At 70.9% G+C, this 18,333-nt stretch carries 20 protein-coding genes; 10 read left to right on the top strand and 10 right to left on the bottom strand.

Annotation, left to right across the window (positions count from 1 at the left end; all coding sequences use genetic code 11):
• Positions 1 to 68: 68 nt before the first annotated feature.
• The 3 genes from AC0KXF_RS02810 (at position 69) to argG (ending at position 3,507) form a co-directional block, all read left to right on the top strand.
• Entirely contained in the window at positions 69 to 926 is an 858-nt protein-coding gene (locus AC0KXF_RS02810) for an aldo/keto reductase (RefSeq protein ID WP_473107746.1), read from the top strand.
• Positions 927 to 957: 31 nt separating this feature from the next.
• The gene (locus AC0KXF_RS02805; protein ID WP_473107745.1) at positions 958 to 1,944 is read left to right on the top strand and encodes a malate dehydrogenase; all 987 of its coding nucleotides are present in this window, start codon (positions 958 to 960) and stop codon (positions 1,942 to 1,944) included.
• A 141-nt stretch (positions 1,945 to 2,085) separates the two neighbouring features.
• A complete protein-coding gene (gene argG / locus AC0KXF_RS02800; protein ID WP_223044339.1) occupies positions 2,086 to 3,507 on the top strand; it encodes an argininosuccinate synthase in 1,422 nt (473 codons plus the stop codon).
• 67 nt (positions 3,508 to 3,574) lie between these two features.
• Here the strand turns inward: argG and AC0KXF_RS02795 are convergent, their stop codons facing one another.
• Positions 3,575 to 3,823, bottom strand: coding sequence for a WhiB family transcriptional regulator (locus AC0KXF_RS02795; protein WP_017884807.1), 249 nt, complete (start codon positions 3,821 to 3,823; stop codon positions 3,575 to 3,577).
• 194 nt (positions 3,824 to 4,017) lie between these two features.
• Here AC0KXF_RS02795 and AC0KXF_RS02790 point away from each other — a divergent pair, with 194 nt between their 5' ends.
• Positions 4,018 to 4,425, top strand: coding sequence for a hypothetical protein (locus tag AC0KXF_RS02790; RefSeq protein WP_473107744.1), 408 nt, complete (start codon positions 4,018 to 4,020; stop codon positions 4,423 to 4,425).
• Positions 4,426 to 4,496: 71 nt separating this feature from the next.
• Here AC0KXF_RS02790 and AC0KXF_RS02785 read toward each other — a convergent pair whose 3' ends face one another.
• The 3 genes from AC0KXF_RS02785 to aroA are packed head-to-tail and all read right to left on the bottom strand — an operon-like array spanning position 4,497 to position 7,580.
• Positions 4,497 to 4,976, bottom strand: a complete 480-nt coding sequence (locus AC0KXF_RS02785) for a peroxiredoxin (protein WP_223044337.1) — start codon at positions 4,974 to 4,976, stop codon at positions 4,497 to 4,499.
• Between the two features lie 46 nt (positions 4,977 to 5,022).
• Positions 5,023 to 6,087, bottom strand: coding sequence for a ribosome small subunit-dependent GTPase A (gene rsgA, locus AC0KXF_RS02780; protein ID WP_473107743.1), 1,065 nt, complete (start codon positions 6,085 to 6,087; stop codon positions 5,023 to 5,025).
• Complete coding sequence (aroA, locus tag AC0KXF_RS02775) at positions 6,084 to 7,580, bottom strand: 3-phosphoshikimate 1-carboxyvinyltransferase (protein WP_473107742.1); 1,497 nt, start codon at positions 7,578 to 7,580, stop codon at positions 6,084 to 6,086. Before aroA ends, rsgA begins: the two co-directional genes overlap by 4 nt.
• 52 nt (positions 7,581 to 7,632) lie before the next feature.
• On the opposite strand from aroA, the gene AC0KXF_RS02770 reads away from it, so the two are divergent.
• Together AC0KXF_RS02770 and AC0KXF_RS02765 are read left to right on the top strand one after the other, a co-directional pair.
• Positions 7,633 to 8,286: a sigma-70 family RNA polymerase sigma factor gene (locus tag AC0KXF_RS02770; protein ID WP_473107741.1), complete on the top strand. Its 654-nt coding sequence runs from the start codon at positions 7,633 to 7,635 to the stop codon at positions 8,284 to 8,286.
• A complete protein-coding gene (locus AC0KXF_RS02765; RefSeq protein WP_473107740.1) occupies positions 8,286 to 8,531 on the top strand; it encodes an anti-sigma factor family protein in 246 nt (81 codons plus the stop codon). Before AC0KXF_RS02770 ends, AC0KXF_RS02765 begins: the two co-directional genes overlap by 1 nt.
• A 3-nt stretch (positions 8,532 to 8,534) precedes the next feature.
• Here the strand turns inward: AC0KXF_RS02765 and AC0KXF_RS02760 are convergent, their stop codons facing one another.
• The 6 genes from AC0KXF_RS02760 to AC0KXF_RS02735 all read right to left on the bottom strand — a co-directional run bounded on the left by AC0KXF_RS02760 (position 8,535) and on the right by AC0KXF_RS02735 (position 12,895).
• The gene (locus tag AC0KXF_RS02760) at positions 8,535 to 9,251 is read right to left on the bottom strand and encodes a tyrosine-protein phosphatase (protein WP_473107739.1); all 717 of its coding nucleotides are present in this window, start codon (positions 9,249 to 9,251) and stop codon (positions 8,535 to 8,537) included.
• A complete protein-coding gene (locus tag AC0KXF_RS02755; protein WP_473107738.1) occupies positions 9,248 to 10,183 on the bottom strand; it encodes an alpha/beta fold hydrolase in 936 nt (311 codons plus the stop codon). Before AC0KXF_RS02755 ends, AC0KXF_RS02760 begins: the two co-directional genes overlap by 4 nt.
• 30 nt (positions 10,184 to 10,213) lie before the next feature.
• Complete coding sequence (locus tag AC0KXF_RS02750) at positions 10,214 to 10,528, bottom strand: hypothetical protein (RefSeq protein ID WP_473107737.1); 315 nt, start codon at positions 10,526 to 10,528, stop codon at positions 10,214 to 10,216.
• 164 nt (positions 10,529 to 10,692) lie between these two features.
• On the bottom strand, positions 10,693 to 11,094 hold the full coding sequence (locus tag AC0KXF_RS02745; RefSeq protein ID WP_473107893.1) for a Fe-S oxidoreductase: 402 nt from the start codon (positions 11,092 to 11,094) through the stop codon (positions 10,693 to 10,695).
• A 23-nt stretch (positions 11,095 to 11,117) separates the two neighbouring features.
• Complete coding sequence (locus AC0KXF_RS02740; RefSeq protein ID WP_473107736.1) at positions 11,118 to 12,005, bottom strand: arginase family protein; 888 nt, start codon at positions 12,003 to 12,005, stop codon at positions 11,118 to 11,120.
• A gap of 53 nt (positions 12,006 to 12,058) precedes the next feature.
• Complete coding sequence (locus AC0KXF_RS02735) at positions 12,059 to 12,895, bottom strand: DUF3097 family protein (RefSeq protein WP_473107735.1); 837 nt, start codon at positions 12,893 to 12,895, stop codon at positions 12,059 to 12,061.
• Between the two features lie 157 nt (positions 12,896 to 13,052).
• Here AC0KXF_RS02735 and AC0KXF_RS02730 point away from each other — a divergent pair, with 157 nt between their 5' ends.
• From AC0KXF_RS02730 to pdxR, 4 genes are all read left to right on the top strand, one after another.
• Positions 13,053 to 14,420, top strand: coding sequence for an MFS transporter (locus AC0KXF_RS02730; protein WP_473107734.1), 1,368 nt, complete (start codon positions 13,053 to 13,055; stop codon positions 14,418 to 14,420).
• 88 nt (positions 14,421 to 14,508) lie between these two features.
• On the top strand, positions 14,509 to 15,582 hold the full coding sequence (locus tag AC0KXF_RS02725; protein ID WP_473107733.1) for an enoyl-CoA hydratase/isomerase family protein: 1,074 nt from the start codon (positions 14,509 to 14,511) through the stop codon (positions 15,580 to 15,582).
• A 71-nt stretch (positions 15,583 to 15,653) separates the two neighbouring features.
• A complete protein-coding gene (locus AC0KXF_RS02720; protein ID WP_473107732.1) occupies positions 15,654 to 16,574 on the top strand; it encodes a DNA-methyltransferase in 921 nt (306 codons plus the stop codon).
• Positions 16,575 to 16,752: 178 nt separating this feature from the next.
• The gene (gene pdxR, locus AC0KXF_RS02715; RefSeq protein WP_473107731.1) at positions 16,753 to 18,312 is read left to right on the top strand and encodes a MocR-like pyridoxine biosynthesis transcription factor PdxR; all 1,560 of its coding nucleotides are present in this window, start codon (positions 16,753 to 16,755) and stop codon (positions 18,310 to 18,312) included.
• Positions 18,313 to 18,333: the final 21 nt, after the last annotated feature.

The following is an 18,333-nucleotide window of genomic DNA, read 5'->3' as shown; positions in this document are numbered from 1 at the left end:
CGGGAGCGAATGTCGGCGGTCGGGAATAGACTGGGCGCGCACCCGACCCTCGGCGAAAGCGAGCCCGTATGAGCGCCCTCCAGATCCCGAACATCACCCTGAAGAACGGAGTCCGCAGCGGGGGTGATCCTGTCGAGATCCCGCAGCTCGGCCTCGGCGTCTTCCTCGTCGAGCCGGGCGAGACCGAGCGCATCGTCTCCGAAGCGCTCGAGGCGGGCTACCGGCACATCGACACCGCCGCGGCGTACTTCAACGAGGCCGAGGTCGGCCGCGCGATCGCTTCGAGCGGCATTCCGCGAGACGAGCTGTTCGTCACGACGAAGCTCTGGAACTCCGATCATGAGGACGTGGCGGGCGCCTTCCAGCGCAGCCTCGATGCGCTCGGCCTCGACCGGGTCGATCTGTACCTCGTGCACTGGCCGGTGCCCATGCACGGCACCGCGCTCACCGCGTGGCGCGGAGTCGCCGAGGTCGCCGAGTCGGGGCGGGCCTCCGCCATCGGCGTCTCGAACTTCGAGATCGAGCACCTGCAGCAGATCATCGACGAGACCGGGGTCGTGCCGTCCGCGAACCAGATCGAGCTGCACCCTCTGCACCAGCGCCGTCAGCTGCGGGCGTTCTGCGCCGAGCACGGCATCGCGATCGAGGCCTGGGGGCCGCTCGCGCAGGGCAAGAGCGACCTCTTCGAGCGATCCGCGATCCTCGACGCGGCCTCGGCGCATGGCAAGTCCGGTGCGCAGGTGGTGCTCCGCTGGCACATGCAGCACGGCACGATCGTGTTCCCGAAGACGATGCGTCGGGAGCGCATGATCGAGAACGCCGACATCTTCGATTTCGAACTCACCGAGGCCGAGATGGCCGCCATCGACGCTCTCGACGAGCAGCGTAATTTCGGACCCGACCCGTACACCTTCGACAACCGGTAAGGACCGGTTCGCGCGACGGAAAGGACGCAGCATGACGAAGTCTCCGATCACTGTCACTCTCACGGGCGCCGGCGGGCAGATCGGCTACGCGGCGCTGTTCCGGATCGCGGCCGGCGACATGCTCGGCCCCGATCAGCCCGTCGCGCTCCGCCTGCTCGAGATTCCGCAGGGGATGAGAGCAGCCGAGGGTGCCGCGCTCGAGCTCTCCGACTGCGCCTTCCCGCTGCTCGCCGGGGTCGAGATCAGCGACGACCCGGATGTCGCCTTCGACGGCGCGAACGTGGCGATGCTCATCGGGTCGCGCCCTCGCACGGCGGGCATGGAGCGCGGTGACCTGCTCGAGGCGAACGGCGCCATCTTCGGCCCGCAGGGGCGCGCGATCGGCGCCACGGCGGCCGACGACGTGCGCGTGATCGTAGTCGGCAACCCGGCCAACACGAACGCCCTGATCGCTCAGCAGCACGCCCCCGATGTGCCGGCCGAGCGGTTCACCGCGCTCACCCGGCTCGACCACAATCGCGCGGTCGGCCTGCTCGCGGCCGAAGCCGGGGCGCCGGTCGCCGACGTCGACGGGGTGACGATCTGGGGCAACCACTCCGCCACGCAGTACCCCGACCTCAGCCACGCGACCGTCGGCGGTCGTGCGGCGCTGGAGGTCGTCGACCCGGGGTGGGCGCGAGGCCCCTATATCGATCGAGTGGCGAAGCGCGGTGCCGAGATCATCGAGGTGAGAGGCGGCTCGTCCGTCGCTTCCGCCGCGAACGCGGCCATCGAGCACGTGCGCGACTGGGTTCTCGGCACGGGGGAGCGCCGCACGAGCGCGGCCGTGGTCTCTTGCGGAGAGTACGGGGTGCCCGAGGGGCTCATCTCGTCGTTCCCCGTGCGTTCCTCCGGCGGAGCCTGGCAGATCGTCGAGGGACTCGAGATCGATGAGTTCTCGCGGCAGCGGATCGCCGAGTCGGTGGCCGAGCTGGTCTCGGAGCGCGAGGCGGTACGGCAGCTCGGGCTGATCGACTGACCCAGCGTCGACGCCGCGCTGACCCTGCATCGACGCCGCGCCGATCCGTCAGAACAGCGGGACGCCCCGGGACGCCTCGCGTCGCCGGGGGATGCACTGGGGCGCACGCCGGCGGCTCCGGCAGGCCATAGGATAGAAGCCATGTCTAAGGTGCTTTCTTCCCTGCCTGTCGGCGAACGCGTCGGCATTGCATTCTCCGGTGGCCTCGATACCTCTTGCGCGGTGGCGTGGATGCGCGACAAGGGCGCTGTGCCCTGCACCTACACCGCCGACATCGGCCAGTACGACGAGCCCGACCTCGAAGGTGTCACCGCGCGTGCGAAGGAATACGGCGCCGAGATCGCCCGCTTCGTCGACGCGAAGCTCCCGCTCGTCGAACAGGGGTTCCTGGCCCTGCAGACCGGCGCGTTCAATGTGCGCTCGGGCGGCAAGACCTACTTCAACACGACGCCGCTCGGCCGCGCTGTCACCGGCACGCTGCTCGTGCGCGCCATGAAGGAGGACGGCGTCGATATCTGGGGCGACGGCTCCACCTACAAGGGCAATGACATCGAGCGATTCTACCGCTACGGCCTCATGGCCAACCCCGCGCTGCGCATCTACAAGCCGTGGCTCGACAGCCAGTTCGTGGAGGAGCTGGGCGGCCGCCAGGAGATGAGCGAGTGGCTCGTCGCCCACGGCTACCCCTACCGCGATTCCGCCGAGAAGGCCTACTCGACCGACGCCAACATCTGGGGCGCCACGCATGAGGCCAAGAAGCTCGAGTTTCTCGACACTGGTCTCGATATCGTCGAGCCCATCATGGGCGTCGCCGCGTGGCGCGAAGACGTCGAGGTCGCCACCGAGGAGGTCTCGGTACGCTTCGAGGCCGGCCGCCCCGTCGCGATCAACGGCGTCGAGTTCGACGATCCGGTAGCCCTGGTCTACGAGGCGAACGCGATCGGCGGCCGCCACGGCCTCGGCGTCTCGGATCAGATCGAGAACCGCATCATCGAGGCGAAGTCGCGCGGCATCTACGAAGCGCCGGGCATGGCGCTGCTGCACATCACCTACGAGCGCCTCGTCAACGCGATCCACAACGAGGACACGGTCGCCAGCTACCACAACGAGGGCCGCAGGCTCGGTCGCCTCATGTACGAGGGCCGCTGGTTCGATCCGCAGGCGCTCATGCTCAGCGAATCGCTGCAGCGCTGGGTCGGATCCGCGATCACGGGCGAGGTCACCCTGCGCCTGCGCCGCGGCGACGACTACACGATCCTCAACACCACAGGTCCGAGCCTGAGCTACCACCCCGAGAAGCTCTCGATGGAGCGCACGGTCGGTGCTGCCTTCGGGCCGGAGGACCGCATCGGTCAGCTCACCATGCGCAACCTCGACATCGCCGACTCGCGCCAGCGGCTCGAGCAGTACGCCGCGCTCGGTCTCGTGGGCAGCTCGACCGCGGATGTGGTCGGAGAGCTCGAGCAGGGCGGCGCCGCGCAGATCGCGAACGCGGTCGGCGGCATCGACGAGGAGGGCGACGCGCTCGGCCTCTCGGCCGCCTTCGACGCCGGCACCGACTGACGGGCAGCGGAAAGGCCCCGGATCCGAGAGGATCCGGGGCCTTTCCGTCAGCGCGGCGAAAGCGCGGTCAGCTGGCGCGGCGGGCGCGCGCGGCGCGACGCTTGAGCGCGCGGCGCTCGTCCTCGCTGAGGCCGCCCCACACGCCCGAATCCTGACCGGTGTCCATCGCGTACTGCAGGCACATCTCGGTCACGGTGCAGCGCGCGCAGACCGACTTCGCTCGCTCGATCTGCTCGACCGCCGGGCCGGTGTTACCGACCGGGAAGAAGAGCTCGGGGTCTACGGTGAGGCAAGCAGCCTTCTCGCGCCAATCCATGTGTGTCCTCCATCTGTAAACGCACGCGCGCAAAATACACTGGAGACAAGTGCCAGAGATCCCGCGCCGTAACTACCTGAAACGTGGCTGAGAATGCTCACGTCGGTGTGCGCGAAACTCGACGGAATATATAGTTTCACGGATGTAGAAGCAAATCAATAGTTCGTTTGCAATTGAATGGAAAGAGATCCGAAATGCCCTCGTCACCCGCTGATCACCCACGCTCCCGAGCCGCCTGGAAGGCCCTCGGCGCGCTGCTCTCAGTGGAGGGGGCGCTGCTGCTGTGGGTGCTGGGAGTGACCGTCGTCGGAACCGTGACGGGCGACGGCCACCCGCTGCAGAACCTCAGCCTCATCGTGATGGCGGCGCTGTCGCTGGTGTGGGTCGTGGTCACCTTCGCGGGTGCGGTGAGAACGCGGGCGAGCTGGGTTCGCGGATCATCGCTCACGATCCACGTGCTGCTCTTCGCGGCGGGGACGGGGTGCCTGCAGATCGGAATCGGACCGTGGTGGCTCGGCTTCGCTCTCGTCGCGCTCGCACTCGCAGGGTTCGCCGCCGCGATCCTCGCCCGCCCTGCGGTCGCGCCCGCTGCCGAGCAATAGTGCCGGCTCTGACCGATCGCCGTCGCGGCAAGGCCCGCGCTGCACGGGTGGCGGCGTCGAAACGCCCCGGCTCAGCCCTCGAGGCCGAGCAGCTTGCGCACTCGGGCGACGTGCCCGGTGGCCTTCACGTTGTAGAGGGCGTGGGCGATCCGCCCCTCCTCATCGATCACGAACGTCGAGCGGATCACACCCTCGATGATGCGGCCGTAGCTGTTCTTCGTGCCGTACGCTCCGTATGCGCGGTGCACCTCCGCCTCCGGATCGCTGAGGAACGGGTACTCGAGGCCATCGCGATCGGCGAACCGGCGCAGGCGCTCCACGGAGTCACGGGACATCCCCAGTACGCGATAGCCGGCCGCAGCGAGCGAAGCCGAGGACTCCTGGAACTCGCAGGATTCCTTCGTGCAGGCCGGTGTCATCGCCTCGGGGATGAAGAACAGCACGACCTTCTCGCCGCGGAAGTCGGAGAGCGAGCGGGTCACGCCGTCTTGATCGGGGAGCGAGAAATCGGGGGCGGGCTGTTCGGGCTCGAGGATCACGCGTTCCGTCATGTCTTCAGCCTAGCGGGTCGCACCGACACCGACCCGCGCTCGGCTGCTACTTCAGCAGACGGCGCAGCGACTCGACGCGCGCCGCACCCGAAGCGTCGAGCCGCCCGTCGGCCACAGCCGCGTCGAGTTCGCAATCCGGCGCGTCCTCCAGGTGCGTGCACCCGCGCGGGCAGCCGTCGATGATCTCCGCGAGGTCGGTGAAACCGCGCAGGATCCCCTCGGGCGTCACGTGGCCGAGGCCGAACGAGCGGACCCCCGGCGTGTCGATCACCCAGCCGGTGTCGCCGCCCGCGCAGCCGGGCGTCTCCGCGCGATAGGCGACCGAGGACGACGACGTGTGCCGTCCGCGCCCGGTCACCTCGTTGACGTGCCCGGTCGCACGGCCGGCCTCGGGCACGATCTCGTTGATGAGGGTGGACTTGCCGACGCCCGAGTGCCCCACGAACACCGTGGTGCGCCCCGCGAGGGCGTCGCGGATCTCGGCGAGTGGCCACGCGCCGGGCGCCGATCGGAATACCGGCACCTCGAGCGCCGAGAAATAGGCGAGGAAGGGCTCGGGATCGGCGAGATCCGTCTTCGTGATGCACAGGAGCGGGCGGATCCCGGCATCGTACGCCGCCACCAGATAGCGATCGACGAGCCGCACCCGCGGCTCGGGGTTGGCAGCGGCGACCACGATCAGCATCTGGTCGGCGTTCGCCACCATGACGCGCTCAACGGTGTCGCTGTCGTCGGCGCTTCGGCGCAACAGCGTGCGGCGGGCCTCGATGCCGACGATGCGGGCGAGCGAGCCCTCCGCGCCGCTGGTGTCGCCGACGAGCTGCACGCGGTCGCCGATGACGATCGGGGTGCGTCGCAGCTCGCGGGCTCGGGCCGCCACCACGGTTCGCTCCTGGGAGTCGGCAGGATCGGCGCCGCGTTCGACCAGTGTCGTGTAGCGGCCCCGATCCACCGCGGTCACCATGCCGACGACCGCGTCGGAGTGCTCGGGGCGGCGCTTGGTGCGGGGCCGGTTCGCCTTGGGGTTGGGACGCTGGCGCACCGCGTGGTCGGCGTACTCGGCGTACGGGCCGTCGAGCGCGTCGTCCTCGTCGGGCGGGAGCCAGCTCATGCGCCGTCGGCCCCGCGAGTGAGATCCGGGAAGAGCCCGCCGAGCCCGAGCGGGCCGTTCGACGGCAGCTCTGCACCCGCGGCGTCCGTCGGGTGTTCACCGGTGCCCGCGAGGCCGAGCATGCGATGCCACAGCTCGGAGAACTGGGGCAGAGTCTTCGAGGTCGACGCGATGTCCTCGACCTCGACGCCCGCGACGACGAGCCCGATGAGCGCGCCGGTCGTCGCCATGCGGTGATCGGCGTAGCTGTGCCAGACGCCGCCGTGCAGGGGAGCCGGGTCGATCGCGATGCCGTCCTCGAGTTCGCGGGCGCGGCCGCCGAGAGCGTTGATCTCGTGCACCAGTGCCGCGATGCGGTCGGTCTCGTGGTGTCGGATGTGGCCGATGCCGGTGACCTCGCTCGCCTCGCCGTCGGAGCCGTCCGTACCGTGGGCGGCGAGGGCGGCGAGGCCGACGAGCGTGGGGGCGAGCTCGCCCGCCTCGGGCACGTGCAACCGTGCGCCCCTCAGGCGGCCCTCGCCGGAAACGGTGAGGGCGCCGTCCTCGGTGAGCTCGGCCCGGGCCCCGAACTCGGGCAGCAGTGCGCGCAACTGGTCGCCGACCTGCGTCGTGACCGTGGGCCAGCCGGGCACGGTCACGCGGCCGCCGACCGCGACGGCGGCCGCGAGGAAGGGCGCCGCGTTCGAGAGGTCCGGCTCGATGGGGGCGTCGAGGGCTCGGATCGGACCGGGCTCGACGATCCACTCGCCGGGGGCGGGGGAGGAGACCTCGACGCCGCGTGAGCGCAGCGTATCGATGGTCATCTCGATGTGCGGCAGACTCGGCAGCCGCTCGCCCGTGTGCACCACGTGCACGCCCCGGTCGAAGCGAGCGCCCGAGAGCAGCAGCGCCGATACGAACTGGCTCGAGAGCGAGGCGTCGATCTCGACGCGGCCGCCTCGCAGCGAGCCGGTGCCGTGCACGGTGAAGGGGAGCGCGCCGCGCCCCTCATCGGCGATATCGGCGCCGAGCGCGCGCAGCGCGTCGATCACCGGGCGCATGGGGCGCTTGCGGGCGTAGGGGTCGCCGTCGAAGGCGACCGGGCCGAGCGCGAGTGCCGCCACCGGCGGGACGAAACGCATCACGGTGCCGGCGAGGCCGCAGGCGATGCTGGTGGACCCGGTCAGCTCCTCGGCGGGGGTGATCCGCAGATCGGGACCGAACGGACTGCTCGTGGGGATCTCCTCGATCCGCGTGCCGAGCGCCCGTAGGGCATCGATCATGAGCGCCGAGTCCCGAGAGTGCAGGGGCGCGCGCAGCGTGCCCGGCCCCTCCGCGAGGGCGGCGAGGATCAGTTCGCGACCCGTCAGCGACTTCGAACCGGGGAGCGCGACCCGCGCCTCGACCGGACCCTCCGCGAGCGGAGCAGGCCAGAGCCCGGCCGACTCCCCGTGCGCTTCGCCCGCGCGCACCTCGTCGCCGTCTTTGCCCCGGTTCATCTTCGCTTCAAGCATCGTCTCCGAGTCTACCGGGGGTCGCGCGTGCCGGGGGCGTAGGATCGTAGTCGTGAGTGACACCACTGCGCATGACGACCAGGCGGTACTGGAGCAGCGCTTCACGCGCGACGCGCTGCCGCTGCTCGACCAGCTGTACGGCGCGGCGATGAAGATGACGCGCAATCCTCAGGACGCTCAGGATCTGGTGCAGGAGACCTACCTGAAGGCCTTCTCGGCGTTCGCCTCGTTCCAAGAGGGCACCAATCTCAAGGCGTGGCTGTACCGCATCATGACGAACAGCTACATCAACACCTACCGCAAGAGGCAGCGCGAACCGTATCTGGGCGCCGTCGACGAGCTCGAGGACTGGCAGCTGGGGGGCGCCGAGTCGACCACCGCGATGTCTGCGCGTTCGGCCGAGGCCGAGGCGATCGACCGCACCCCTGATGCCGTGGTGAGCGAGGCGTTGAACGCACTGCCCGAGGATTTCCGTATGGCCGTGTACCTCGCCGACGTGGAGGGCTTCAGCTATCAGGAGATCGCCGACATCGCGGAGGTGCCGATCGGTACCGTCATGAGCCGGCTGCACCGGGGGCGTTCGCGCCTGCGCAAGACCCTCGGGGAATACGCGCGCGAGCAGGGCGTTGGACTGAATGCGGGAAGCGCGGCGACGAAGCGCGCGGACCGCACGAAGTCGAAGAAAACGGAAGAGGGAGCGACGTGATGAGCGATTGCGGCTGTGAGAAGGCGAAGGCCAACCTCTACGAGCTGCTGCGCGGCGAACTCTGCGCCGAGGAGTCGGCGCCGATCCGAGAGCACCTCGAGGACTGCCCCGACTGCCAGGACGAGCAGAGCGTCTGCATCCGTCTCACCGAGGTGGTGCGCCGCGCCTGCGAGGAAGAGCGCGAGAACTGCGCACCGGCCGACCTCCGTGACGCGATCCTGCGCGGCCTGCGCGTCGGCGGCTGAGTTCTACTCCACGATCCGCGCGTGGAGTCGTTCCACGGTGGCGTCGTCGACGCCGTTCGCGCGCAGATAGTCGCGCACCGACCCGAAGCGGCTCTCGACTGCGGTGAGCGCACGATCGATCGCCTCGATCGGGGTCGCGACGAGCAGCTGCTCGAGCGACGGGGTGACCTCGATCCCCAGGTGCCGGATCAACTCGAGGTTCTTCGCACGCCACTCACCTGTGAGATTCTGCTCGGAGGCCGCGTAGTCGTGCATGACGTCGTCACGATCCACGCCGAGGGCGAGCAGCGTGAGAGCCGCGACGGCGCCCGTGCGGTCCTTGCCCGCCGTGCAGTGGAAGACGGTGGCACCCGGTTCGGTGAGCATCGTCACGGCGGAAGCGAGCGTATCGCCGTGCTCGAGGTAGAGCATCTCGGTGAGCGCGAAGATGTCGAGCTGCGCCGAGATGTGCTGGCTTACATCGGGGAAGATCGGATGCGGCACCACGGTCGCGCTCTCCGGCACCAGGTCGGGCAGCGGTCCCCGCTCGGCATCGTCGCGCAGGTCGATCACGCGCGCCACGGAGAGTTCCGAGATCTGCTGCCGGCCGCGCTCGCTGAGAGCCGCGAGGGCGTCGGATCTGAAGAGCACCCCGGGCCTGGTGCGGCCGCCATCGGCGCGGAAGCCGCCGAGGTCGCGGAAATTGTAGGTTCCTTCGATGGGCAGCAACGCGGAGATCACGATGCCATCCTAGATGCCGTGTCCACGATCCCGCGCACCGCGGAGGCGAGTAGAACGGGTTCGGCCTCGTGCAGGTTGTGCGGGCCGGGCAGCGTGATGATCTCGGTCGCAGGCAGGCGATCCCGCCACTCGTCGACGAGGTCTTCGTTCAGGATCCCGCGCTCCGCGCGCACGAGGGTGATCGGCAGGTCGAGCGACCGCAGCGCATCCCAGATGGGTGCGTAGGGGTGCGGATCGTCGGATCCCGATCCGGGCAGCGCGTCGAGGTGGGCCAGGTGGTGCGTCCACTCGAGTCGGCCGTCGGGCCGCCGGCGAGTGTTGAGGGCGACGCCGCGGCTGAGGGCGGTGCGGTCGGAGCCGATGCCGAATCGGATGGCTCGATCGACGATCTCTTCGACCGAGCCGTAGTCGCGCTGACCCGTAATGAACTCGGCGACCGATCCCGCATTGCCGCCCGGTGCGACGCCGGGTGTGATATCGACCACGACGAGGTGCCGAACCAGTTCGGGTCGCGCCGCGGCCATGAGGGCGGCGGTGAGGCCGCCGAGCGAGTGCCCCAGGAGGGTCACGGGCGTCGGTGCGAACCGCTCGACGGCCGCTGAGACGTCGCTCGCGAGACGGTCGGGGCGGTAGTCGGCGTCGGGTCGCCAATCGCTGCGCCCGTGCCCCGGCAGGTCGAGCGCGAGCGCGGGCAGGCCGAGGGAGAGCAGCGCGGGGTCGAAGCTGTGCGCGTTGAGGCCGGCACCGTGCAGCATCACGAGTGCGGGGTCGGCGGGGGCGTCGAAGCGCAGACCACTGATGCGCCGGCTCTCGCCGACCTCCGCCGCCACGCGTTCCACCCGCGGCAACGGGCCGGTGCGGCCGACGCGAGCGGCGTCTCCGCTGAGGAACCGGAACTCGTCGTCGGCTGGGGATGCGGCTGCGCTGCTCATCCCGCCAGTTTACGAGATCTCAGCCCCCGCTCACTCCGGGAAGACCCGGCGTGCGATGGCCTGGACATCGCCGTCGAGGTCGCTGATCTGCAGGCGCAGTTCTGATATCTGCGCGGAAGTCTCGGTGCGCAGCTCTGATATCTGCGCGGAAGTCTCGGCTCGTAACTCCGAGATCTGGGCCGAGGTCTCTGCCCGCGAGGTGGCGAACTCGGCCCGCATCTCCGCTCCGAACGAGACGAACTGCGAGGTGATCGCCCGCCACATCACCTGAGTCGTGAATGTGACCATGCCGATGAGGGCGGCGGCGAACACTCCGATGAGCGTCCACACCTGGGGTTCTGTCATCTCGACCACACCTTCATTCTGCTCGATGTGACACTGATGATGCCAGCCTGAGCGGAGGAGCACTGCTCAGATCCGCAAGATGTGGATATCTCGCCCGGATTGCTCGCAATCGCTCGAGTGTGAGCAAAGTACACGGCACCCATTCGGCTCGAGGGGAACGCCGGTCAGCGAGGCGACGAGGGCTTCTTGACGTAGCCGCCGTCTTCGAGCCCGGCCTCGATCTCGAAGCGGTTGCGCAGCGGGTCGCGGCCTGCGAGCAGGTAGAGCAGCGGCATCGCCAGACCGTACCGCCGCCACTGCTCCCGGTGCACCCGCTCATGACGCAGCACCGCGCGCCCGGCGTTGCGATCAGTGAGATAGCAGGAACCGACGCAGCTGCCGCCCCGACCGAACGTCCACTTCGGCATACCGCGGAAGACCCAGAGCCCCTGGCGCCGCTCGATCCGCCCCGTGCTCCAGATCCATCCCCACACGAACCCCACCGCTGTCGCGTAGAGGTAACCGAGGCGCGCGAGCGGCCAGGGGCGCGGGGCGTCCGGAGTCTCCGGCGCGGCGGCGCGAGGCAGCCGAGCGCCCCGTGGATCCCGGCTCACCGGCGCGCCCCCGAGGTGAGGGCCGCGAGCACGCGCAGCACGGTGGGCAGATCCTCCGCGGCGGCCGTCGCGCTCGACGGTGCGAACTCGCAGACGGCGGCGCCCGCGAGGGGCAGCGTCGTCACGGCCGCGCGGATCGCGGCGGTCAGCTGCGCCACGGTGATCCCGAACGGCACGGCGTCGTGCACGGCCGAGAACTCGGCGGGGTCGAGCACATCGAGATCGACGTGCACGTACACGGCCGCCGCGTCCGAAGCGGCGAGGCGATCCGACACGGCGGTGGCGAGTGCGTCGGGATCCGGGTGCTGCTCGGGGTCCGTCACTCCGGCGATCGACACGGGGTCGAGCACGTGCACGCCTCGGCGCTCGATCTCCACATCCTCCTCGGGGTCGATCGCCCGCGCGCCGATGAGGGTCAGCAGGCCCGCGTCGATGGGCATAGCGGAGGCGAGGTCGGGAGACCCCTCGCCGAGGGCATGACGCAGGGTCATGCCCGATGCGGCGCCGGACGGCGAGGTGCTCGGGTGCTGCAGATCCGGGTGCGCATCGAACCACAGCACAGCCAGGTGATCCGCGCCGTGCGCGCGCACCGCGGCCTCGAGCCCCGGCAGCGAAGACGCGCAGTCGCCGCCCAGAATCACGGCCGGTGCGTCTCCCGCCTCGGAGATCACCCGATGCGCGGCATCGCGCGCCTGCAACAGGCTGCTCAGCCGGGCCACGGGAGTGCCCATGGCATCACCGGCCTCGAGCGGCACCGGCACCTCCCGGGTAGCGCTCGCGGGCAGATCCTCGCGCAGCACCTCGGCGCCCTCGGCGATCTGCATGGCCCGCGACGAGGCAGAACCCTGCCACTCCGGCATCATCAGGAACACGGGCTTCGGCATGGCGTCTCCTCGAAGCGACTAGCGACCTCCTCAGGATACTCCGATAGATCCGCTCAGCCCACGGTGACGAAGTCGATGAGGTGCTCGACCCGGCCGACCAGCTCGGGCTCGAGATCCCGGAAGTCGCGCACGCGCCCGCGGATGCGGGACCACGCGTCGGCGATGTCGGCGGGCTCGTCCGAGGGCCAGCCGAGCGCCCGGCAGATGCCGCGCTTCCACTCGATGGACCGAGGGATCTCCGGCCAAGCCTCGAGCCCCACCCTCGCCGGCTTCACCGCCTGCCAGATGTCGACGAACGGATGGCCGACGATGAGCACGTGCGCGCCGTGCGGCCCCTTCGCGATCGACTCCGCGATCCGCGTCTCCTTGCTGCCCCGAACCAGGTGATCGAGCAGCACGCCGGCTCGCCGCTCCCGGCCCGGCCCGAACTCCGTCAGCACCTGCTCGAGATTATCGGCGCCCTGCAGCAGCTCGACCACGACACCCTCGACCCGCAGGTCGTCGCCCCACACCTGCTCGACGAGCTCGGCGTCGTGCTTGCCCTCGACGAAGATGCGGCTCGGCATCGCGACGCGCGCCCGCTGCTGCGGCGCGGCGAACGATCCGGAGGCCGTGCGCTGACGCCCGGCGGGCTTGCGCTTGGGCGGTACGAGGCGCACCGGCTCGCCGTCGATGAGGAAGCCGTCGCTCAGCGGGAAGGCGCGCACCTTGCCGCCGAAATCCTCGAGCTGCACGAGCCCCTCGCGGGCGCCCACCACGGCGCCGCACCACTCCGTCTCGCTGTGCTCCACCACGAGCCCGCGCGCGAGCGGAACCTCCCGCCGCTGCACGGGGCCGCGGCGGGGCTTCATACGGGCGAGGGGATCGTCGTCGTAGCGCGGGTCGAACACGGAATCCGAGCCTACCCGCTGAGCACCGCCCGCTCGCTTTCCGAACGCGGAGTGCCGAACTGCGGCTTCAATGCTGCACGAACCAGCAGTTCGGGACTCCGCGCGAGGGAGGAGGATGCAGGAGCTGAAGCGCGGGCGGGGGAGATAGGCTGATGCGGTGAACGAAGCGCCCGCCGACCCCGACGAACAGCGGGGCGGGCGTCGCGGCCTGCGCGGTCTGCTCGTCGACACCACCCCGCTCACCGCGAGCCCCGCCTTCGCGAAGCTCTGGACGGGCACCTCGGTCGCGCAGATCGGCGCGCAGGTCACGGTCGTCGCCGTGAGCCTCCACATCTACGAGATCACGCACTCGACCCTCGCGGTGTCGTTCGTCGCGCTGTGGGCGCTCGGGCCGATGATCCTGGCCGGTTTCGTGGGCGGCGCGCTCGCGGACGCCTTCGACCGGCGCACGGTCGCCCTCGTCACCGCGATCGTGGCCTGGTGCAGCACCGGCACACTCGCGCTCATCGCATTCCTCGGCGTCGAGACCACCTGGCCGTACTACGCGCTCGCCGCAGTCAACGCCGCCTCGGCGACGATCAAGGGTGCGGCGCAGGGCGCGATCCTGCCCCGTCTGCTCCCCACCCAGCTGCTGCCCGCAGCCGCGGCGCTCAGCGGCATCACGATGGGGCTCGCGGTGACGGTCGGCCCCGCGATCGCCGGCGTGCTGGTGGCGACCGTCGGTTTCGCCTGGACCTATCTGGTCGACGTCGTGCTGTTCACCGGTGCGTTCCTCGGGATCATGAGCCTGCCGCCCATCGCCCCGGACGGGGCCAAACGGAGGATCGGCTTCGGCTCGGTGGTGGACAGCATGCGGTTCCTGCGGCGCGCCCCGAACGTGCGCGCGACCTTCGTGTGGGACCTGATCGCGATGATCCTGGGGCAGCCGCGCGTGGTGTTCCCCGCCGCCGGCGCGATCGTGCTCGGGGGAGGCCCGGTCACCGTCGGCATCCTCACCGCGTCGTTCGCCGTGGGCGCGCTGCTGAGCGGTCTCGTCTCGGGCCCGCTGGGAGGCGTGCGCAGGCAGGGGCGAGCGGTGACGCTCGCGGTGGCGGGGTACGGGATCTGCACGGCCCTGTTCGGGGCGGTGCTGCTCGCGGCGTCGCTCGGTGTCGACGACCGCCTCGTGGCGGCGGTCGCGGAAGACGACGACGCGTTCATTCCCGCGAACATCGTCGCGATCGCCCTCGCGGGAATCGCGCTCGCGGGGGCCGGAGCGGCCGACAACGTGAGTGCGGTGTTCCGCACCACGATCCTGCAGGCGGCGGCCCCGGACGACGTGCGGGGACGCATGCAGGGCCTCTTCTACGTGGTGGTGGCGGGAGGACCTCGCGTCGGCGACCTCGTGGCCGGCGGCCTGGCGACCCTGTTCGCGCTGTGGGCCTCGCCGGTCGTCGGGGGACTGCTCATCTGCGGCACCATGCTCGTGCTGCTGCGCACGGCGCGCGGCTTCCAGAACTACGACGCACGCCGCCCGACCCCGTAGCGGAGTAGCCCTGGCCCGTGGCGCCGGCGTGTCGTGGCGGCGCTGCGTCGCCGCGCCGTTCTGCGCCCGAGCCTGCTAGCGTGCTGGCATGAGCACCGACGCATCGACGCCCGCCCACGCCGAACCGCTCGTGATCGCAGGCCGGGAGGGATCGATCACCCGCATCACGCTCAACCGGCCGCGTGCGATCAACGCGCTCACCCTCGAGATGTTCGAGTTGATCGGTCGGGCGCTCGAGGTCGCCCAGAGCGACGGCTCGTCCGCGATCCTGCTCGACGGAGCGGGCGAGCGGGGCTTTTGCGGCGGCGGCGACATCAAGGAGATCTCGAGCGGCGACTCGCTGCTGATCCTCTCGACCGAGTACCGACTCGATCTGGCGCTGGCGGAGTCTCGAGTGCCCGTGGTCGGCGTCATGGACGGCATCACGATGGGCGGTGGAATCGGCCTCGCCGGGCACGCGAAGCACCGTGTGGTCACCGAGCGCAGCAGGCTCGCGATGCCCGAGGTGCGCATCGGGATCGTTCCCGATGTCGGCGGTCACCTGCTGCTGGCGCACGCGCCCGGTCGCCTGGGCGAGATGCTCGCGGTGACCGCCGGTGAGATGGGCCCGGGCGACGCGATCGCGCTCGGGATCGCAGACTACTTCGTGCCGTCGGAGCGGCTGGCCGCCCTGGGTGAGGCGCTGGTGGGCGGCGAGGATCCGGCGACGGCGTGCGCACGACTCGCCGAGCCGGCGCCCGACTCGCCCGTGCTGGCCGCGGGTGAGTGGTGGGGACCGATCGCGGAGGAGGTCTTCGGTGCGCAGCATCCGCCGGCCTTCGAGGACGCGGCGGGAACGGCGGCGCGGTTGATCCGCGCGCTCGAGGCGGCGGGAGACGACGGGCGGATCGCGGCCGAGTGGGCGGCGGAGACGGTGCGGGGCATGTGCCCCGTGTCAGTGGCCGTGACCCTCGCGCAGATCGATCGCACGCGCCGTCTCGGCCTGAGTCTCGCAGAGGTGCTGGCCGACGATCTGCGCGTGCTCGGCAGGATCGCGGTGCGCCCGGACTTCGCCGAGGGCGTGCGCGCGCAGGTGATCGACAAGGATCGCACCCCGAGGTGGTCGCCGTCTCGCATCGAGGACCTCGACCCCGCCGAGCTCGAGGCGATCCTCGCCCCCTGAGAGCCCGTCGCTCGCTGACGTCTCTCGCGCCGGAGCACGGCTCCTCGTCCCTCCCGCGATATCCTGGGCCGATGCACTGGACTCCCGACGGCCCCGACCTCGTGGCCGCGGGCGATAACCTGCCGATCCTCCGCGCGCTGCCGGGCAGCGCCTTCGCGGTGGTGTACCTCGATCCGCCCTTCAACACGGGCCGCACTCGACAGGCGGAGCGCGTGCGGGGCGCGCGGATCCGCGACGCCGCGAGTACTGACGCCGGGGCTGGCCCTGGGGCCGGCCTCGAAGCTGTTCCCGCCGCGGGCCCCGCGCAGCAGGAGCGCCTCGGCTTCCGCGGCGACGGCTACCGGGTGACGCGCGAGCGCACCCTCGCCTACGACGACCGCTTCGGCGATTACTGGGACTTCCTCGAGCCGCGGCTCGAAGAGGCCTGGCGGGTGCTCTCGCCCGACGGCCTGCTCTACCTGCACCTCGACTACCGCGAGGTGCACTACGCGAAGGTGCTGCTCGACGCGCTCTTCGGGCCCGAGTGCTTCATCAACGAGATCATCTGGGCCTACGACTACGGCGCGCGCACGAAGCGGCGCTGGCCGGCCAAGCACGACAACATCCTCGTCTACGCGAAGCACCCCGACTGGTACTACTTCGACGCCGACGCGGTCGACCGCGAGCCCTACATGGCGCCGGGGCTCGTGACCGCGGAGAAGGCCGCCCGCGGCAAGCTGCCCACGGATGTCTGGTGGCACACGATCGTGTCGCCCACGGGCAGGGAGCGCACCGGGTATCCGACGCAGAAGCCGCTCGGCGTGCTGCGGCGCATCATCCAGGCCTCCTCCCGCCCGGGCGACTGGGTGCTCGATCCCTTCGCGGGCAGCGGCACGACGGGCGAGGCGGCTGCCGAGCTGGGGCGCCGCTTCATGCTGATCGACGACAATCCCGAGGCGGTCGAGGTGATGCGAGCCCGGCTCGCCTCCGCGGCGCCGGTCTTCGCGCCCTGAACCCGTCGAGGGAGGGTCCCCACCCCCTCGAGAGAAGAATTTCGCATGCCCACCCGCGGGTAGAGGTGCGAAAACCGTATCTCGGGCATGGTGAACGGGTTCCGGGTGATCCGGAACGCGGCTTTCGGAAGATCCGCACACTCGCGCCCGCCGACCGGATCGCTGGCAGACTGGAGACGTGACCGATCCCGCACGCCGCCGGGGCCCGGCCGAGCTCGTGGTGGAGCTCGACCGAGCCGCCGCGCTTCCGCTCCCCGCGCAGCTCGCCGCCGCGCTGCGCGAGTCGATCGACGCCGGGCGTCTGCGGCCGGGCGAGGGCGTTCCGGCGAGCCGGGCGCTCGCGTCGCGCCTCGGCGTCGCCCGGGGCGTGATCGTCGCCGCCTACGAGCAGCTCATCGCCGAGGGGTACCTGCGCGCCGAGCATGGCCGCGGCACCCTCGTGAACCCCGATCTGGGAATGGCGGCGATCCCGGCTCCCGGTCGCGCCGACCGGGCTGGATCGGGCGCTGTCGACGTTCTGGACGCCACGGGCGCGGCAGGATCCGCGGGTGCCGCGGGCCGATTCGGGATCACCGGTACGACCGGCCCCCTCGCACCCGTGCTCGACGGCGATGATCCCGCTCCGAGGCCGCCGCTCGCTCCCGGCACTCCGCTCACCGATGCCACTGAGCGCGCGGCCTGGCGCGCGGCCTGGCGCGCCGCCGTCGCCCGAGCCGATCGCCGACCGCCTGCTCTCGGGGACCCGGCACTCCGACGCGAGATCGCCGAGCATCTGAGACTCGTGCGCGGCACGGCGCGCCCGGCGGACGATGTGATCGTGACCGCCGGCGCGCGCGAGGGGCTCGGGCTGCTCCTCACCGCGCTCGGCACCACGCGCGGGCACGGGCTCGTGGTGGGGGTCGAGGATCCCGGGTATCCCTCGCTGCGCGGGGTCGCGGCCCGGCACGGGGCCCGCATCGTGTCGCTGCCCGTCGACGCGGAGGGTCTGCGCACCGATGGTCTGCCGGAGGGTCTGCTCGACCTCGTCATCGTGACGCCGAGCCACCAGTACCCGGTCGGCGGCTCTCTGCCGCTGCCGCGCCGGCGCGAACTGCTCGACTGGGCCTCGCGCACGGGCGTGGTCGTGGTGGAGGACGACTACGACTCGGAGCTGCGGCACGCGGGCGGCCCGCTGCCCGCTCTCGCGGCGCTCGACGATCCCCGGGCGGGATTCGTCGTCACGCTCGGCACCTTCTCGAGCACGGTGACGCCGGCGCTCGCAGCGGGATTCCTGCTCGCGCCTCGGAACCTGCGCTCACTGCTCGAACCGGTGCGGCACGACCTGGGGTCCCCGGTCTCGGCGGTCGTGCAGATCGCGCTCGCCGACTACCTCGCCACGGGCGAGCTGCGCCGCAACATCGCCCGCGTGCGTCGCCGTCACGCCGCTCGCCGCGACCTGATCTCGGAGCGTTTCGCGGGGTCGCGCGATGTGCGGGTGCGTCCCATGAGCGGAGGCCTGCACGCGGTGCTCGAGTTCGCGGGGGAGAGCGCGCGTCGGCGCGAGGCCCGGGTGGTCGAGGCGGCGGCTCGTGAGACGGCGGCCTTCCCGGTCGGCCTCGGCGTCGCGGAGCTGGGGGCCTACTGGCAGCACCGGAGCCCGGATCGCGCGTACGGCGTCGTGCTGGGCATGGGCGGCCCGGACGACGACGAGTTCGCAGCGGCGATCGAGCGGCTGCGGAGGATCCTGCTCGCGGTGTGAATCCTCCGGTGATCGCGTCAC

It is taken from the genome of Leucobacter holotrichiae (assembly GCF_055791005.1).
Note: the sequence above shows the minus strand (reverse complement) of the source record. Positions and strands in the feature narration are given on the sequence as shown.

Excerpts from the sequence above, each read along its gene's own strand:
- AC0KXF_RS02810 (WP_473107746.1), top strand. The coding sequence starts at position 69 with ATGAGCGCCCTCCAGATCCCGAACATCACCCTGAAGAACGGAGTCCGC.
- AC0KXF_RS02805 (WP_473107745.1), top strand. The coding sequence starts at position 958 with ATGACGAAGTCTCCGATCACTGTCACTCTCACGGGCGCCGGCGGGCAG.
- argG (WP_223044339.1), top strand. The coding sequence starts at position 2,086 with ATGTCTAAGGTGCTTTCTTCCCTGCCTGTCGGCGAACGCGTCGGCATT.
- AC0KXF_RS02795 (WP_017884807.1), bottom strand. The coding sequence starts at position 3,823 with ATGGATTGGCGCGAGAAGGCTGCTTGCCTCACCGTAGACCCCGAGCTC.
- AC0KXF_RS02790 (WP_473107744.1), top strand. The coding sequence starts at position 4,018 with ATGCCCTCGTCACCCGCTGATCACCCACGCTCCCGAGCCGCCTGGAAG.
- AC0KXF_RS02785 (WP_223044337.1), bottom strand. The coding sequence starts at position 4,976 with ATGACGGAACGCGTGATCCTCGAGCCCGAACAGCCCGCCCCCGATTTC.
- rsgA (WP_473107743.1), bottom strand. The coding sequence starts at position 6,087 with ATGAGCTGGCTCCCGCCCGACGAGGACGACGCGCTCGACGGCCCGTAC.
- aroA (WP_473107742.1), bottom strand. The coding sequence starts at position 7,580 with ATGCTTGAAGCGAAGATGAACCGGGGCAAAGACGGCGACGAGGTGCGC.
- AC0KXF_RS02765 (WP_473107740.1), top strand. The coding sequence starts at position 8,286 with ATGAGCGATTGCGGCTGTGAGAAGGCGAAGGCCAACCTCTACGAGCTG.
- AC0KXF_RS02755 (WP_473107738.1), bottom strand. The coding sequence starts at position 10,183 with ATGAGCAGCGCAGCCGCATCCCCAGCCGACGACGAGTTCCGGTTCCTC.
- AC0KXF_RS02750 (WP_473107737.1), bottom strand. The coding sequence starts at position 10,528 with ATGACAGAACCCCAGGTGTGGACGCTCATCGGAGTGTTCGCCGCCGCC.
- AC0KXF_RS02740 (WP_473107736.1), bottom strand. The coding sequence starts at position 12,005 with ATGCCGAAGCCCGTGTTCCTGATGATGCCGGAGTGGCAGGGTTCTGCC.
- AC0KXF_RS02725 (WP_473107733.1), top strand. The coding sequence starts at position 14,509 with ATGAGCACCGACGCATCGACGCCCGCCCACGCCGAACCGCTCGTGATC.
- AC0KXF_RS02720 (WP_473107732.1), top strand. The coding sequence starts at position 15,654 with ATGCACTGGACTCCCGACGGCCCCGACCTCGTGGCCGCGGGCGATAAC.